Here is a 15351-nt window from a genome sequence, read left to right as displayed (position 1 = left end):
CGACACTCACACCAGGAGGGGCGGCCCCACTCCGCACAACGCCCGCCACCGCCGCGTTATCCAACCGTGACCGGCTGGGCCAGTGATGATCACATTCCCGCATCAGCCTTCGTCCCACACCCAACGAGAAGGCTGGTGCAGCTTTGATGCGCAGACCCACTGGATACCGCGCGGGCGGATACCGCGCGAGTGTTATCGCCGTCGCGGTGGCGCTCGCCGCTGGAACGGTGACCGGAGCCGTTGCCGCGCCGCCCGATGGTGTCCGCGGCTTAGGGCAGCAGGGGGCCGGTGCGGGAAAGGCGGGCGAGGCCGGTCAGATGTCCGGCTCGCGCAAGGCCACCGTCACCCTGATCACCGGTGACCGCGTCGACGTGGACGCGAAGGGGCGGGTGACCTCCGTACGGCCCGGCGCGGGCCGTGAGCACATCCCCGTGTCGGTGCGGAGCCTTGGCGACCGTACGTACGTGATCCCCGCCGACGCCGTGCGGCTGGTCGGCAACGGCACGGTCGACCGGCGCCTGTTCGATGTGACCCGGCTGATCGAGGACGGCCTCGACGACGCCGCCCGCGAGAAGCTGCCGCTGATCGTCGCCCACCCCAAGGGCGCCGCGCGGGCGAAGTTGAAGGCCGCGGCGAAGTCGGACGTCGTGGAGGCCGGGGCGACGGTGGAGCGCAACCTCCCCGCGCTGAACGGCGAAGCCGTCTCCGTACCGAAGGACGACGCCTCGGAGGTGTGGGACGCGCTCACCGCAGAGACGACACAGCCCGACACCGCGCAGTTCCGCGCCGCCGCCCCCGGCATCAGCCGCGTATGGCTGGACGGCCGCCGCCAGGTGAACCTGGACAGGAGTACGGCCCAGATCGGCGCGCCCGCGGCCTGGGAGGCCGGTTACGACGGCGACGGTGTGAAGGTCGCGGTCATCGACACCGGGGTGGACGAGACCCACCCGGACCTGGCGGGCGCCGAGATCGAGGAGAAGGACTTCTCCGACGAGGGCGACGTCGTCGACTACATCGGGCACGGCACCCACGTCGCCTCCACCATCGCGGGCAGCGGCGCCAGGGCCAGTGGCGCCAAGGCCAGCGGCGTCTACAAGGGCGTCGCGCCAGGGGCGAAGATCCTCGACGCCAAGGTCTTCGACTCCGACGGGTACGCCAGCGACTCGGGCATCCTCGCCGCCATGCAGTGGGCGGCCGACCGGGGCGCCAAGGTGGCGAACATGAGCCTGGGCTCGTACGACACCCCGGAGACCGACCCGCTGGAAGAGGCGGTCGAGTCGCTCTCCGCGAGCAGCGGCATCCTGTTCGTCGTCTCGGCGGGCAACGACGGGCCCGGCGCCAGGACCATCGGGTCGCCCGGCAGCGCGCCCGCCGCGCTCACGGTCGGCGCGGTGGACCGTGACGACAGCATCGCCGGTTTCTCCAGCACCGGCCCGACCGCCGTCAACGCCCTGAAGCCGGACATCACCGCGCCCGGCGTGGACATCGTCGCGGCCAGGGCCGCCCACGCGGCCATCGGCACCCCGGCATCGGACGGCTATCTCTCCATGAGCGGTACGTCAATGGCGGCGCCGCATGTCGCGGGCGCGGCGGCCATCGTCGCGCAGCGGCACCCGGACTGGAGCGGTGAGCGGATCAAGCAGGCGCTCACCTCCTCCGCCGTCGGCAACCCCGGGCTGCGGGCCTACCAGCAGGGCAACGGCCGGGCGGATGTGGCGAAGGCCCTCGCGCAGACGGTCGTGACCGAACAGACGTCGGTCGACTTCGGGTTGCAGCGCTGGTCGCCGGCCGGTTCCGACCCGGTGACGAAGAGCATCACCTACCGCAACGACGGCACCGAGGCGGTCACCCTCGATCTGCGGCCGGAGGCGCTCGGGCCGGACGGCAAGCCCGCGCCGGACGGGATGTTCACGGTCGGCGCCGAGCGGATCACCGTCCAGCCCGGCGCCACCGCGCGCGTCGCGCTGACCGCGAACACCCGGGCCGCCGACGGGTACGGCGACTTCTCCGGCGCGGTGGTGGCGACGGCCACCTCGGGCGCGACGGCCACCGAAGGCGCGGAGGCCACCTCGGGCGCGACGGCCACCGAAGGCGCGGAGGCCACCTCGGGCGCGAAGGCCGCCACGAGCGGCCAGAGCGTGCGGACCGCCTTCGGCGTCATCCGCGAAGAGGAGTCCTACGACGTCACGATGGACCTGATCGACGAGAACGGCGCGCCGGCCCAGGCGATGCCCACGTTCATCAGCCTCGGCACCCCGGGCCACTACCAGCAGTGGACCGAGACCGGCCGGATCGAGGTCCGGGTCCCCAAGGGCGAGTATCTGGTGGACGCCCCGGTCTTCACCCCGGGGAACAGCGGCGGGATGCGGGCCGCGCAGCTCGTGCAGCAGCGCCTCGCCGTCACCGGTGACACCCGGGTCGTCTTCGACGCGCGGGACGCCAAGCCGTTCGCCATCACCGCCCCGAAGGCCACCGAGGAAGGCGGCGGTACGGTCGCCTGGTACCGCGAACGGGAGAGCGGCGGCGGCGAGTTCGGCCGGATCATGACGGACTCGCTGGCCGGGCTCTCGGCGGCCTCGGTCGGCGACAGCGTGAACAAGGAGTTCCAGGCGCAGGTCAGCGCCACCCGGCGGGCGGGCACGGATCAGTACACCCTGCTCTACACCCGTGACGGCCGTATGTTCGACGGCCTCACGCACCAGGCCAAGCGGAGCGAACTCGCCGTGATCACCGCGGACATGGGGGTCTCGGCGAAGAACAAGGTCGGCGCGGTCCACCCGATGTGGTCCAACCACGTCATGGGCATCGGCTCCCTGACCGTCGCCCTGTTCCCGCTTCCCGTCAGCTCGAAGCAGTACGTCACCACCCCGCCCGGCTACCGGTGGAGCTTCGGCGCCGGACAGGTCCCCGCCGACGAGGAGTACATCGGTTCGAACGAGGTGCTCTTCGATCCCGCGGCACAGCGGACGTACAAGGCGGGGAAGTCGTACGGGATCACGCTCAACGTGGGGGTCTTCAGCCCGACCATGCGGGAGGGAGTCGCGGCACGGGTCGCGGACCTCGCGCTGATCTGCGCTCCGGTCTACTCCGACCACGAGGGCCGTCCCGGATACACCCGGGGGGCCGAGAACAGCACCGTGATGACGGCGGACGACAAGACGGTGTACGAGGGGGACAACCCCGAGTGCGCCTTCGCCACGGGTCTGCCCGCCGCGTCCGCCGCGTACACGCTGCGCACCGAGTCGTCGCGCGGCACCGACATCGCCGGGGTCAGCACCCGGGTCCAGGCCGCCTGGACATTCCGGTCCGCGTCGCCCGGGGACAAGCAGGTGGATCTGCCGCTCTCCACCCTGACCTTCGCGCCGAAGCTGAACCTGGCCAGCGAGGCCGCCGCGGGCGCGAAGCTGACGGTTCCGCTGGCCGTCGACGGCTACGCGGCCGGCGTGGGCGTCGCATCCCTTGAGGTCGAGGCGTCCTACGACGGTGGCAAGACCTGGGTGAAGGCCCCGGTCACCACCAAGGACGGCGAGCGTACGGTCACGCTGAAGCACCCGGCGTCGGCCACGTCGGTCTCGCTCAAGGGCGCGCTGACGGACACCGAGGGCAACGGCTACGAGGTGACCATCACGGACGCGTACCTGCTGAAGTAGAGACACCGTGAACGGGTACGCACCCGGAGCCACCGGCCACTGGCCCGGACTCCGGGGGCGTACCCCACATCACCGCGTCACCGCTACGGCAGCGCCAGCATCCGCTCCAGCGCCAGCTGCGCGAAGTCCGCCGTCTCCTTGTCGACCTCGATGACGTTGATCTCGTTCCCCTCCGCCAGCGACTCCAGCGTCCACACCAGGTGCGGCAGGTCGATGCGGTTCATCGTGGAGCAGAAGCAGACCGTCCGGTCGAGGAAGACGATCTCCTTGCCCTCCGGGGCGAAACGATTTGCCAGGCGCTGTACGAGGTTCAGCTCCGTGCCGATCGCCCACTTCGAGCCGGCCGGGGCCGCCTCCAGGGCCTTGATGATGTACTCCGTCGAGCCGACGTAGTCCGCCGCCGCCACGACCTCGTGCTTGCACTCCGGGTGCACCAGTACATTCACGCCCGGGATCCGCTCCCGTACCTCACGCACCGACTCCACCGAGAAGCGGCCGTGCACCGAGCAGTGGCCGCGCCACAGGATCATCTTGGCGTCGCGCAGCTGCTGCGCGGTCAGACCGCCGTTCGGCTTGTGCGGGTTGTAGAGGACGCAGTCGTCGAGCGACATCCCCAGGTCACGGACCGCGGTGTTGCGCCCCAGGTGCTGGTCGGGCAGGAAGAGCACCTGCTCGCCCTGCTCGAAGGCCCAGGTCAGCGCGCGCTCGGCGTTCGAGGAGGTACAGATCGTGCCGCCGTGCTTGCCGGTGAACGCCTTGATGTCGGCGGACGAGTTCATGTACGAGACGGGCACCACCCGGTCGGCTATGCCGGCCTCGGTCAGCACGTCCCAGCACTCCGCGACCTGCTCGGCCGTGGCCATGTCGGCCATGGAGCAGCCGGCGGCCAGATCCGGCAGGACGACCTTCTGGTCATCGGTGGTCAGGATGTCGGCCGACTCGGCCATGAAGTGGACACCGCAGAACACGATGTACTCGGCGGCCGGCCGGGCCGCCGCGTCCTTCGCCAGCTTGAAGGAGTCGCCCGTGACATCCGCGAACTGGATGACCTCGTCGCGCTGGTAGTGGTGGCCGAGGACGAAGACCTTCTCCCCGAGCTTCTCCTTCGCCGCGCGGGCGCGCGCCACCAGATCCGGGTCCGACGGGGAGGGCAGGTCGCCGGGGCACTCCACGCCGCGCTCGCTGCGCGGGTCGGCCCCGCGGCCGAGGAGCAGCAGGGCGAGAGGGGTCGGCTGGACATCGAGGTCCACGGTCTGGGTGGTGGTCACGGCACGCACCTTTTCTTCTCTACGGACGAAGGACGCAGCCTTTTCGTCTAAATGACGCTATCTATCATAGCCGGTTCACGTCACTTTGACGATGCCGATAGCGTCGATGTGACGCATTCCGAAGGCCGAGCCGGTGTGCGAGCATGAAAAGGGAAATGACACGTGCCGGTGCCGCGGAATGAAACCGCGCCCGCGCCGGTTGCACTGTCGGCAAGGTGTCCGTAAGCAGTTCGCAAGCTGTCCGTACAACCCGGGAGACAAGCAGATGTCCGTATCGGACGAGACCACCACCGTGAGCGACGGCATCCTCCTGTCCGACGCTGCCGCCGGCAAGGTCAAGGCCCTGCTCGACCAGGAAGGGCGGGACGACCTCGCGCTGCGGGTCGCGGTTCAGCCCGGCGGCTGCTCCGGCCTGCGCTACCAGCTCTTCTTCGACGAGCGCTCGCTCGACGGCGATGTCGTGAAGGACTTCGGCGGCGTCAAGGTCGTCACCGACCGGATGAGCGCCCCGTACCTGGGCGGCGCCTCCATCGACTTCGTCGACACGATCGAGAAGCAGGGCTTCACGATCGACAACCCGAACGCGTCGGGCTCCTGCGCCTGCGGCGACTCCTTCAGCTAAATCACACGCTGAGCACGCGGAAGGCGGCGGCCCCACCCGGGACCGCCGCCTTCCGCATGCTCGGCTCGCTTCGATTCGGAGTCCGGCCCGACTCAGCCGCGCGCGATCGTCCCGCCCGTCTCCGCGTCCACCACCAGCCGCTTGCCCAGCGGCTTGTCCAGCGTGACCGTCACGGACTGCTCCTTCGCGATCGCGATGCACACCCGGTCCGGGTCCGGGTGCGACACGATCAGCTTCACCTTCACCGCCGCCGTACCGCTCTCGTCCGCCTGCGGCGTGTAGAGCGCGCACACCCCGCCCATGAAGTGGAGCGTCAGCTTCCGGCCGTCCCCGTCCGCGCTGTTCACGGTGTACGACCGGAAGGCGCCCGAGGAGGTGACCGGTTCGGGCACCGGCTGCGCCAGGAACTCCGGCGCCACCGCCGGGTGCGTGACCGTGTACGAGGGCGCGTCGCCGCCCGGGGCCACCTCGAACAGCCAGGACGGTACGAGCGTGCCCCGGCCCTCCACCGACCGCACCGCGAGCCCGAAGACCGCCTTGTCGATCTCCACCGCCCGCGCCGTCCGCGGCTTCGCGGGCCCGCACAGCGCGGCGGGGGCATCCGCGCGACCGGTCGACGGGGCGGACTCGGAGCCCTCCAGCGGTACGGCCGTCGCGCAGCCGCCCGTCCGGCCGCCCGAACCGGCGCCCTCGGCGGCCCTGTTCAGCGCCTTGAGGGCCGCGTCCGCGCCGATCACCGGATACGCGTCGCTCTGCTCCGGCTCCGCCAACTGCCCGCTGCCGCCGATGACCTGGCCGTCCGTACCGACCTGGAGCCCCGTCGACCAGCCGTACGTGGGCAGCCCGCCGATCACCGGGTCCGCGTTCACCACCCGGGTCGAGCCCATCAACTGCCGGGCGTCCAGGTCCGCGTCGGCCTGGCCGAGCGCCTTGAGCACCGGCGCCGCCGCCTTCTTCGCCGCCGCCTCACTCACCGCGGAGCCCGCGCTGCCGCCCCCGCCCCCGTTGCTGACCGAGCTGTCGCCCGCACCGCCCTCCGGGCACGCCTTGCCCTTCAGGCAGTTGTCGCTGCCCGACCGCGCGGTCTGCGCGTACGTCCATGTCCCCGGCGCCTGCTTCGCGACGCTCAGCACCGGGCCGGAACCGTCCTTGTCCGGGCCGACCTTCCAGACCGTCCCGGACGCCTTCGGCGTCCCCGTCAGCCCCAGCGCCTTCGCCAGCCGCGCCACCTCGGCCGAGGTGATGTCGCCGCTCGTACGGTAGACACGCGCCGAGTCCGGGCCCTCGGGCAGCTTGCCCTTGGCGCGGTACGTGACCCCGCCCGGGTCCGGCTCGCCGACCGCGATGCCCTTCGGCGCCGAGGGATCCGACGAACCGGCCGACGACGCCGGAGCGCCCGGCGCACCGGGCGCGCCCTTCGACGCGGCGACCGTGTCGTCGAGCGTCAGCAGGGGCGGTCCGCCGTCCCCGCCCTTGCCGCTGCCGCCCGAACGGCCTGCCTCCGTGTCCGTACCCGTACCGCTGTCCGGCCCGCTGCCCTTGGCGCCGTCCGTACTGCTGCCGCCGCCGAAGGCGTTCGTCGCGAAGTACGCGCCCCCGCCGCCGGCGAGCAGCACGGCCGCCGCCACCGTGGCGACCGCGACCCGGGGCCGCCGGGGCCGCCAACGGCCGGCGGCGCTCACGCTCTCGCCCGTGGCGTCTGCTGGGCTCTCGTTCGGCCGCTCGGTGCTGGTCACCGCTGCTCCTTCGGCTGCGTGTCAATGCTCAATTGAGTGTCCGGGGCGTGTATGCCCCCATGGGTAACGCGGAGCGTAACCGATCCGGCACCCTGCGTGTTCTCGCGGTTTCCCGTATCCCCCCTATGGGGGAACAACCGTTTGACGGAAGGAGACGGGACCCGGTTCCCGAACGGGTAGCGTGAACTGTCAACCGTTCTCCTCACCAGGAGCGTTCACGCCGTGCGAATCGCAGTCACCGGCTCCATCGCCACCGACCATCTGATGACCTTTCCCGGCCGTTTCGCCGACCAGCTGGTCGCCGATCAGCTGCACACGGTCTCCCTCTCCTTCCTGGTCGACAACCTAGAGGTACGCCGGGGCGGTGTCGGCGCCAACATCTGCTTCGGCATGGGCCAGCTGGGCACCCGGCCGCTGCTGGTCGGCGCGGCCGGTCAGGACTTCGACGAGTACCGCGCCTGGCTGGACCGGCACGGCGTCGACACCCAGTCCGTCCGGATCTCCGAGGTGCTGCACACGGCCCGCTTCGTCTGTACGACGGACGCCGACCACAACCAGATCGGCTCCTTCTACGCGGGCGCCATGAGCGAGGCCCGCCAGATCGAGCTGAAGAAGGTCGCGGACCGCGTCGGCGGGCTCGACCTCGTACTGATCGGCGCGGACGACCCCGAGGGCATGCTCCGCCACACGGAGGAGTGCCGCAGCCGGGACATCCCCTTCGCCGCCGACTTCTCCCAGCAGATCGCGCGCATGGACGGCGAGGAGATCCGCACCCTGCTCGACGGCGCGACGTATCTCTTCTCCAACGAGTACGAGAAGGGGCTCATCGAGTCCAAGACCGGCTGGACCGACGCCGAGATCCTCTCCCGGGTCGGCCACCGCGTCACCACCCTCGGCAAGAACGGCGTCCGCGTCGAGCGGGCCGGCGAGGAGCCGATCGTCGTCGGCTGCCCGGAGGAGAACGCCAAGGCCGACCCGACCGGCGTCGGCGACGCGTTCCGCGCGGGCTTCCTCTCCGGACTCGTCTGGGGCGTCGGCCTGGAGCGCGCCGCCCAGGTCGGCTGCATGCTGGCGACCCTCGTCATCGAGACGGTCGGCACCCAGGAGTACACCCTGCGCCGCACCCACTTCATGGAGCGCTTCACCAAGCAGTACGGGCACGACGCGGCGGCCGAGGTCCAGGGCCACCTGCCCGAGACGGCCGCCTGACCCCGGCCCCGGCCTCCCCGGACTACGACAACCGGCGGACCACGTACGCGACCGCGCCCGCGTCGCCGTGGTCCGCCGGCCGCTCGCCCACGTACTCCTGGCCGCGCATCCCGCACCAGGCGGGGATGTCCAGCCGGGCGGCGGCGTCGTCCGAGAGGACCGTCACCGTGCCGCCCACCGGCACCTCGCCGAAGATCTTCGCCAGCTCGATCACCGGGATCGGACAGCGCCGCCCCAGCGCGTCCACCACCAGCCCCTCCGCCGCGCCCGGCACCTCCACCGCCACCGGCCCGGACGCCACCGCCGTCGCGCCCAGCCGCTCCCGTACCCCCGCGACCACCCCCGGGAGCACCTCCAGAAAGCGGTCCACGTCCGCCTCCGGCGTGCCCGGCGGGAGCGAGACCCGGACATTGCCCTCCGAGAGCACCCCCATCGCCCGCAGCACATGACTGGGCGTCAGGGTGCTGCTCGTGCAGGACGAGCCCGAGGAGACCGAGAAGTCCGCCCGGTCCAGCTCGTGCAGCAGCGCCTCCCCGTCCACGTAGAGACAGGAGAACGTGACCAGATGGGGGAGCCGGCGCACCGGATCGCCCACCACCTCGACCTCCGGCACCAGCTCCGGCACCCGGGCCCGGATCCGGTCGACCAGCGCCCGCAGCCGTACCGCCTCGGCCGCCGCCTCCGCCCGTACGGCCCGCAGCGACGCGGCGGCGGCCACGATCGCCGGGATGTTCTCGAAGCCGGGGGTACGGCCCGACTCCCGCTCGTCCGCCGGTCCCGGCGGGGCGAAGCGCACGCCCTTGCGGACGGCCAGCAGCCCGACGCCCGCCGGGCCGCCCCACTTGTGCGCGCTCGCGGCCAGCAGCGACCAGGCGCCCTCCACCGGACCCCAGCCCAGCGACTGCGCCGCGTCCACCAGCAGCGGAACGCCCCGGCTGCGGCACAGCTCGGCGACCTCGGCCACCGGCTGTTCCGTCCCCACCTCGTGGTTGGCGGACTGGAGACACGCCAGGGCGGTGTCCGCGCGCAGCGCCTGCGCGTACGCCGCCGGCGCCACCGCCCCGTACCGGTCCACCGGCACCTCGCTCACCGCGCCGCCGGTCGCCCGCGCGTGCGCCTCCGCCGCGTGCAGCACCGACGAGTGCTCCACCGCCGATACGGCCACATGGAGCCCGACACGCCGACGCCCGGAAAGGGCTCCCGCCACTCCCGAGTGCACCGCGTACGTCCCCGAAGGAGTGAAAACCAGCTCGTCGGGACGGCAGCCCACGGCCTCGGCGGCGGCCTCCCGGGCCGCGTCCAGCAGCAGCCCGGCGCGCCTGCCCTCCCGGTAGAGCCGGGCGGGATCCGCCCACCCCTCGTCCAGGGACGCCTGAAGGGCCTGACGGGCGACGGGATGCAGCGGGGCCGAGGAGGCGGCGTCGAAGTAGGGCACGCCGTCACGCTAACGCGCGGCCCCGGAGGGAGCGTCAGGAGCGTGCCCCGCGCGGCCGGTAGGTGAGGCCGGACCAGCGGTGGAACAGGCTCGTCCACCCCTTCGGGGGTCGGGCGGCGCGTTGGGCACCCTCCCCGCACGACCTGAAATCGCGTCCAGTAGGGTTTGGTCCGCATAAACATCCAAACCCCTGCCCGCGTCAGGGTCGGCGACCGACCAGGAGACGGCCGCAGCCGGCCGCGCGGGCGAGACTCTCGGGAAGGCGCTACGTGAGTCCCAACGGCTCCGACCGCTCGTCGCGGCGCCCGATGCGGCGGAAGCTGCCGCAGGTGCTGACTGCGGGCCTGATCCTCGCGACCGCCACCGGTTGCACATACAAGGACTTCCCCCGCCTCGGAATGCCCACCCCGGTGACGGAGGAGGCTCCACGGATCCTCTCGCTCTGGCAGGGCTCGTGGGCGGCAGCGCTCATCACGGGCGTACTGGTATGGGCGCTGATCCTGTGGAGTGTCATCTTCCACCGGCGCAGCCGCACCAAGGTGGAGGTACCCCCACAGACCCGGTACAACATGCCCATCGAGGCGCTGTACACCGTGGTCCCGCTCATCATCGTGTCGGTGCTCTTCTACTTCACCGCGCGCGACGAGACGAAGCTCCTCACCCTCTCCGACAAGCCGGCCCACACGATCAACGTGGTCGGCTACCAGTGGAGCTGGGGCTTCAACTACATCGAGAACGTGGACGGGAAGAGCACCACCGGCAACGAGATCCCCAAAGAACTCGACGCCATCCCGGACCGTTTCGTGAAGGCTTTCCCCCAGCACGCCGAGGGCGTCTACGACTACGGCGTGCCCGGCACCCGTAATCCGCAGAACAACAACCCGGGTCCGACCCTCTGGCTCCCCAAGGGCGAGAAGGTCCGGTTCATCCTCACCTCGCGTGACGTCATCCACTCCTTCTGGGTGGTGCCGTTCCTGATGAAGCAGGACGTCATCCCGGGCCACACCAACGCCTTCGAGGTGACCCCCAACCAGGAGGGCACCTTCATGGGCAAGTGCGCCGAGCTGTGCGGCGCCGACCACTCGCGGATGCTCTTCAACGTCAAGGTGGTCTCCCCGGAGCGCTACCAGAAGCACCTTGAGGAGCTGGCCGAGAAGGGCCAGAGCGGCTACATTCCGGCGGGCATCGCTCAGACGGATCCGGCCAAGAACGCGGAGACGAACAAACTGTGAGCATCCTCAACGAACCTCAGGGTGTCGCCGCAGCAGCTGAGGACTCTTACGAGAACGAGCTGCCGGTACGGCGCAAGCAGCCGGGCAATGTCGTCATCAAGTGGCTGACCACCACGGACCACAAGACGATCGGCACGATGTACCTGGTCACGTCGTTCGCGTTCTTCTGCATCGGCGGGGTGATGGCGCTGCTGATGCGCGCCGAGCTGGCCCGCCCCGGCACGCAGATCATGTCGAACGAGCAGTTCAACCAGGCGTTCACGATGCATGGCACGGTCATGCTGCTGATGTTCGCCACTCCGCTCTTCGCCGGCTTCGCGAACTGGATCATGCCGCTCCAGATCGGCGCGCCCGACGTGGCGTTCCCGCGGCTGAACATGTTCGCCTACTGGCTGTACCTCTTCGGCTCGCTGATCGCGGTGAGCGGGTTCATCACCCCGCAGGGCGCGGCCGACTTCGGCTGGTTCGCGTACTCGCCGCTCTCCGACGCGGTCCGCTCGCCGGGTATCGGCGCGGACCTGTGGATCATGGGTCTGGCCTTCTCCGGTTTCGGTACGATCCTCGGTTCGGTCAACTTCATCACCACGATCATCTGCATGCGCGCGCCCGGCATGACGATGTTCCGGATGCCGATCTTCACCTGGAACGTCCTGCTGACCGGTGTGCTGGTCCTGCTGGCCTTCCCGGTGCTGGCCGCCGCTCTGTTCGCCCTGGAGGCGGACCGTAAGTTCGGTGCCCATGTCTTCGACGCGGCCAACGGCGGGGCGCTGCTCTGGCAGCATCTCTTCTGGTTCTTCGGGCATCCAGAGGTGTACATCATCGCCTTGCCGTTCTTCGGGATCGTCTCCGAGATCATCCCGGTCTTCAGCCGCAAGCCGATGTTCGGCTACATCGGTCTGATCGCCGCGACGATCTCCATCGCCGGTCTCTCGGTGACGGTGTGGGCGCACCACATGTATGTGACCGGCGGTGTGCTGCTGCCGTTCTTCTCGTTCATGACGTTCCTGATCGCCGTACCGACCGGGGTGAAGTTCTTCAACTGGATCGGCACGATGTGGAAGGGCTCGCTCTCCTTCGAGACGCCGATGCTCTGGACCGTCGGCTTCCTGGTGACGTTCCTCTTCGGTGGTCTGACCGGGGTCATCCTGGCGTCGCCGCCGATGGACTTCCATGTCTCGGACTCGTACTTCGTGGTCGCGCACTTCCACTACGTGGTGTTCGGCACCGTGGTGTTCGCGATGTTCGCCGGATTCCACTTCTGGTGGCCGAAGTTCACCGGCAAGATGCTGGACGAGCGGCTCGGGAAGATTACGTTCTGGACGCTGTTCATCGGCTTCCACGGCACATTCCTGGTGCAGCACTGGCTGGGCGCCGAGGGTATGCCGCGCCGTTACGCGGACTATCTCGCCGCCGACGGATTCACCGCGCTGAACACCATCTCCACGATCAGCTCTTTCGTGCTCGGTCTGTCGATCCTGCCGTTCTTCTACAACGTCTGGAAGACCGCCAAGTACGGCAAGAAGATCGAGGTCGACGACCCGTGGGGCTACGGCCGTTCCCTCGAATGGGCGACTGCCTGCCCGCCGCCGCGGCACAACTTCGTCACCCTGCCGCGTATTCGTTCGGAATCGCCGGCGTTCGATCTGCACCACCCGGAGATCGCCGCCCTCGACCAGCTGGAGAACGCGGGTCACGGAGCCGGTGCCCTCACCGATGGCAAGGAGGCCGGTAAGTGAAGATCCAAGGCAGGATGTTCATCTGGCTGAGCGTCTTCATCCTGGCCGTCGCCATCGTGTACGGCGTCTGGGCGAAGGAGCCGGTCGGCACCACGGGGCTCTTCCTGGCCTTCGGCCTGAGCATCATGATCGGGTTCTATCTGGCCTTCACGGCCCGCCGGATGGACTCGCTCGCCCAGGACAACAAGGAAGCCGATGTCGCGGACGAGTCCGGCGAGGTCGGGTTCTTCTCCCCGCACAGCTGGCAGCCGCTCTCGCTCGCGATCGGTGGCGCGCTGCTCTTCCTGAGCGTGGCGGTCGGCTGGTGGCTGGCGTACTTCTCGGCGCCGATGCTGCTGATCGGCCTCTGGGGCTGGATCTTCGAGTACTACCGCGGTGAGAACCGCACCCAGTAGGGCGTACGCGTCCGGTCCCGCCGATCCGTCGGCAGGCCCGTCCGGGGGGCCCGGACACTCCACCGCGGAGTGTCCGGGCCCCCCGTTTGCGTCACTCGTCGCGCCCACGCCGAGGAATCTTCATACGGTGTGATCCATGACCCACTCGCCACGTTTGCGCACCGTCCTGAGCTGCACCCTGCTGGTCGTGTCCCTCGGGGCGAGCGCGACCGCGTGCGGCAGCGGCAACGCCCCCCACCCGCTCTCCACCAAGCCGTACAACGCCACCTCGCAGATCGCCTTCAGCGCGCCCGAGGGCGCCGTCAAGGCCAACCCGGACAAGCCCCTGGAGATCACCGCCAAGAACCGCGACAGCCGGATCACGGATGTCACCGCGGTCGACGCGGGCGGTCACTACCTGGCGGGCGAGCTGACCGCCGACGGTATGCGCTGGCACTCCACGGCCCCGCTGGCGGCCGGCGCCCGCTACACGGTCAAGGTCGCCACCGAGAACAAGGAGGGGGCACCCGGCAACCGGATCCTCACCTTCGACACGGCCCCCGCCAAGAAGAAGCTGACGGTCGAGTTCGGCCCGGAGGAGGGCTCGTACGGGGTGGGACAGCCCATCACCGCGACCCTCAGCGAGCCCATCAAGTCCAAGGCGGCCCGGGACGTGGTCGAACGCTCCCTCAAGATCCGCGCGCCGGGCGCCGAGGACGGCACCTGGCACTGGGTGGACGACACGGAACTGCACTACCGGCCCAAGGAGTACTGGCCCGCCAACTCCACCGTCACCGTCTCCAGCAGCCTCGAAGGAGTGAAAGTCAGCGACAAGCTCTACGGGGACGCCGTACAGCCGCTGACGCTGAAGATCGGCAACAAGCTGGAGGCCATCGTCGACGCCTCGGCGCACACGATGACCGTGTACCGCAACGACGAGTGGATCAACACCATCCCGGTGACCACCGGCAAGCCCGGCTTCTCCACCCGCAACGGCATCAAGGTCGTGCTGGGCAAGGAGAGTTTCGTCCGGATGCGCGGCACGAGCGTCGGCATCGGCGGCAGCGAGGGGTACGACCTGCCGGTCTACTGGGCCACCCGGGTGACCTGGAGCGGGGAGTACGTACACGCCGCGCCGTGGTCCGTGGGCCAGCAGGGATCCGCGAACGTCAGCCACGGCTGCACCGGGATGTCCACCGCCAACGCGGCGTGGTTCTTCGAGATCGTCGAAGAGGGCGACATCGTCCAGGTCATCAACAGCATCGGCGATGACATGGAGGAGTTCGGCAACGGCTTCGGTGACTGGAATCTGGACTGGGAGGACTGGCGCAAGGGCAGCGTCGTCCAGGCCGGGGTGCGCGACGGCAGCAGCCCCTCCGACTCCGCGCGGCTGCGCCCCCAGGTCTGACGGCTCCGGTACGGCGGCGCCGGGCCGCTTCTCGCGGCCCGGCGGCGGGATTCCGGGGGTGGGTCCGGGGCGAGGGCGAGAGGCTCTCAGGCGCCCACGGAGAGCCGGGTACGGAGCAGGGCCGCCAGGGCGTCCGCGAAGCCGGCCGGCTCGACCGGCAGGGTCACCGCGGTGTCCGCGCGGCTCCAGGTGGCCAGCCAGGCGTCCTGGGGGCGGCCCATCAGCAGCAGCACGGGCGGGCAGTCGAAGATCTCGTCCTTGATCTGCCGGCAGACGCCCATACCGCCCGCCGGGGCCGTCTCGCCGTCCAGGACACAGACATCGACACCGCCCCGGTCCAGCCGCTCCAGCACGGCGGGCAGGGTGGCGCATTCGAGGAACTCGACCGGCGGTACATCGGCGGCCGGGCGACGGCCCGCCGCCAGCCGGACCTGCTCGCGGGTGTTCGCGTTGTCGCTGTAGACCAGCACCGTGGCGGTCGGCTGCATTGGTTCCTCCGTGACATCAGTGTCTGCGAGGGCTCCAGGGCTCCACAGGCCCTGAACCGATGCGCGGATCGTACTCCGTCGGACACCGTGTCAGCACGGGTAAGAACACCTCTTCGCTGGGCCGTTCGAGCTGCACACGCCCCATGGACACACCGAACGGCACCCCGGGAGTCAGCGCGGGATAAGCGACCGA

11 protein-coding genes are annotated in these 15351 nt (G+C 70.1%); 7 read left to right on the top strand and 4 right to left on the bottom strand.

The genetic code is table 11. The features are described 5' to 3' along the window. Positions 1-146 precede the first annotated feature (146 nt). Positions 147-3650: a S8 family serine peptidase gene (locus tag DVK44_RS06720; RefSeq protein ID WP_114658804.1), complete on the top strand. Its 3504-nt coding sequence runs from the start codon at positions 147-149 to the stop codon at positions 3648-3650. An 83-nt stretch (positions 3651-3733) separates the two neighbouring features. On the opposite strand, the gene nadA is transcribed toward DVK44_RS06720, so the two are convergent. Beyond that, on the bottom strand, positions 3734-4918 hold the full coding sequence (gene nadA / locus DVK44_RS06715; RefSeq protein WP_114658803.1) for a quinolinate synthase NadA: 1185 nt from the start codon (positions 4916-4918) through the stop codon (positions 3734-3736). A gap of 265 nt (positions 4919-5183) precedes the next feature. Between nadA and DVK44_RS06710 the strand changes: the two genes are divergently transcribed. After that, entirely contained in the window at positions 5184-5540 is a 357-nt protein-coding gene (locus DVK44_RS06710) for a HesB/IscA family protein (protein WP_023542295.1), read from the top strand. A 92-nt stretch (positions 5541-5632) separates the two neighbouring features. On the opposite strand, the gene DVK44_RS06705 is transcribed toward DVK44_RS06710, so the two are convergent. Continuing rightward, a complete protein-coding gene (locus DVK44_RS06705) occupies positions 5633-7276 on the bottom strand; it encodes a hypothetical protein (RefSeq protein WP_228447016.1) in 1644 nt (547 codons plus the stop codon). A 222-nt stretch (positions 7277-7498) separates the two neighbouring features. Between DVK44_RS06705 and DVK44_RS06700 the strand changes: the two genes are divergently transcribed. Next, complete coding sequence (locus DVK44_RS06700) at positions 7499-8485, top strand: carbohydrate kinase family protein (RefSeq protein WP_114658802.1); 987 nt, start codon at positions 7499-7501, stop codon at positions 8483-8485. 22 nt (positions 8486-8507) lie between these two features. On the opposite strand, the gene DVK44_RS06695 is transcribed toward DVK44_RS06700, so the two are convergent. Further along, the gene (locus DVK44_RS06695) at positions 8508-9920 is read right to left on the bottom strand and encodes a cysteine desulfurase/sulfurtransferase TusA family protein (protein WP_114658801.1); all 1413 of its coding nucleotides are present in this window, start codon (positions 9918-9920) and stop codon (positions 8508-8510) included. A gap of 269 nt (positions 9921-10189) precedes the next feature. On the opposite strand from DVK44_RS06695, the gene ctaC reads away from it, so the two are divergent. The 4 genes from ctaC to DVK44_RS06675 all read left to right on the top strand — a co-directional run bounded on the left by ctaC (position 10190) and on the right by DVK44_RS06675 (position 14670). Then, on the top strand, positions 10190-11152 hold the full coding sequence (gene ctaC / locus DVK44_RS06690) for an aa3-type cytochrome oxidase subunit II (RefSeq protein WP_114658800.1): 963 nt from the start codon (positions 10190-10192) through the stop codon (positions 11150-11152). Next, positions 11149-12888 (top strand): aa3-type cytochrome oxidase subunit I, encoded by a 1740-nt coding sequence (gene ctaD / locus DVK44_RS06685; RefSeq protein WP_114658799.1) that lies wholly within the window; start codon positions 11149-11151, stop codon positions 12886-12888. Before ctaC ends, ctaD begins: the two co-directional genes overlap by 4 nt. Next, positions 12885-13283 carry a cytochrome c oxidase subunit 4 gene (locus DVK44_RS06680; RefSeq protein WP_114658798.1) on the top strand — a complete coding sequence of 133 codons (399 nt, stop codon included), beginning with the start codon at positions 12885-12887 and terminating at the stop codon, positions 13281-13283. Before ctaD ends, DVK44_RS06680 begins: the two co-directional genes overlap by 4 nt. 136 nt (positions 13284-13419) lie before the next feature. Next, a complete protein-coding gene (locus DVK44_RS06675; protein WP_114658797.1) occupies positions 13420-14670 on the top strand; it encodes a L,D-transpeptidase in 1251 nt (416 codons plus the stop codon). Positions 14671-14756: 86 nt separating this feature from the next. Here DVK44_RS06675 and DVK44_RS06670 read toward each other — a convergent pair whose 3' ends face one another. Further along, positions 14757-15158: a hypothetical protein gene (locus DVK44_RS06670; RefSeq protein ID WP_114658796.1), complete on the bottom strand. Its 402-nt coding sequence runs from the start codon at positions 15156-15158 to the stop codon at positions 14757-14759. Positions 15159-15351 lie beyond the last annotated feature (193 nt).

The sequence above is a fragment of the Streptomyces paludis genome (genome assembly GCF_003344965.1).
Taxonomy (GTDB): Bacteria; Actinomycetota; Actinomycetes; order Streptomycetales; family Streptomycetaceae; genus Streptomyces; species Streptomyces paludis.
This window is presented reverse-complemented; position numbering and strand designations above follow the sequence as displayed.

Excerpts from the sequence above, each read along its gene's own strand:
- DVK44_RS06720 (WP_114658804.1), top strand. The coding sequence starts at position 147 with ATGCGCAGACCCACTGGATACCGCGCGGGCGGATACCGCGCGAGTGTT.
- DVK44_RS06710 (WP_023542295.1), top strand. The coding sequence starts at position 5,184 with ATGTCCGTATCGGACGAGACCACCACCGTGAGCGACGGCATCCTCCTG.
- DVK44_RS06675 (WP_114658797.1), top strand. The coding sequence starts at position 13,420 with ATGACCCACTCGCCACGTTTGCGCACCGTCCTGAGCTGCACCCTGCTG.
- DVK44_RS06670 (WP_114658796.1), bottom strand. The coding sequence starts at position 15,158 with ATGCAGCCGACCGCCACGGTGCTGGTCTACAGCGACAACGCGAACACC.